The sequence below is a fragment of the Neisseria sicca 4320 genome, from assembly GCF_000193735.1.
In the GTDB taxonomy this organism is placed as follows: Bacteria; Pseudomonadota; Gammaproteobacteria; order Burkholderiales; family Neisseriaceae; genus Neisseria; species Neisseria sicca_E.
Genome location: NZ_AEPF01000118.1, coordinates 1 through 974, shown reverse-complemented (window position 1 = coordinate 974; position 974 = coordinate 1). Strand labels below are relative to the sequence as shown.

Annotated in this window: 1 protein-coding gene and 1 pseudogene; both read left to right on the top strand. The window is 40.9% G+C overall.

The features are described from left to right. Positions 1-570: ORF6C domain-containing protein (locus tag NSCA4_RS0110585; RefSeq protein WP_016688095.1), on the top strand; the 570-nt coding region annotated here is incomplete at its 5' end. Between the two features lie 156 nt (positions 571-726). Continuing rightward, a pseudogene (locus NSCA4_RS16145) lies at positions 727-948 on the top strand (S24 family peptidase); the annotation flags it as partial. Between the last annotated feature and the right edge of the window lie 26 nt (positions 949-974).

Genomic DNA, 974 nt, shown 5'->3' with positions numbered 1-974 from the left:
AGGGCCAGTTCAATTGGCAAATCAAACGTTGAAAATCAGATTAACGGCAACGTCAGTAACGCCGTTATCGCCTCATCTGGTTCTGTTGTTCATCAAATTAATACCCAAAATCACGTCATCAGAACCCGTGTCGATTCAAAACCCGGCAAGGAACATATAACGCTTGAGCAAGCTTCAAAGCTGCAACAACTTGTTAAACAAGTTGCCGCAGCTGAAGAGATTGCCAAACGGTCGCCAAAATCAATCCGTGCAATTTGGGCTAGTCTGAATGCTCACTGTAAAGTTCCGAGTTACAAACTAATTGCATTGAGCGATTACGACAAAGCAGAAACTTATCTCAGAAAATGGCTGGGTAGGTTGAGTAATACAGCAACATCAAAGAACAACGATCCCGACTGGCGAAAAAAGAAATACGCTTATATCAAATTAAATGTAAAACAACTTGAGCTTGAAGATTGGTTGAAAAGTTACCTCGAAAAAAATTTCGCAGTAGAAAGCCTGACTGAATTAAGTAATGACGATTTGCAAAAAACATATGCAGCAGTATCGACTAAAAAACGGAAAAAATAGGCTTAAACATGAAACTCCGCCTTTAAATTCAAGTTTCATGTTTAGCTTATAGTCTTCAGATGCTTTGTTTTTTAGATGTATGATATTAAGAGATTTTTTCAAACATGGAACTGTCTTACAAGTTCCATGTTTAGTTTCTAGTTAAAGCCTTTTATAAACATCCTAATCAACCACGCCGAAACCGAGCCGCGCGACGGCCTGTACGTCCTACGCATAGGAAACGACCTTTTCGTCAAAAACATCCAACGCCTGCCCGGACGGCTCTTAGTTAAATCCGCCAATCCCCTCTACGAGCCTTTTGAAATCGACCTCACAGCCGACAACACCGACATCGCCATCATCGGACGCGTAGAATGGTTCGGCCGCTCCGTGAACTGATTTTATAGTTAATTAAAAACAAAATG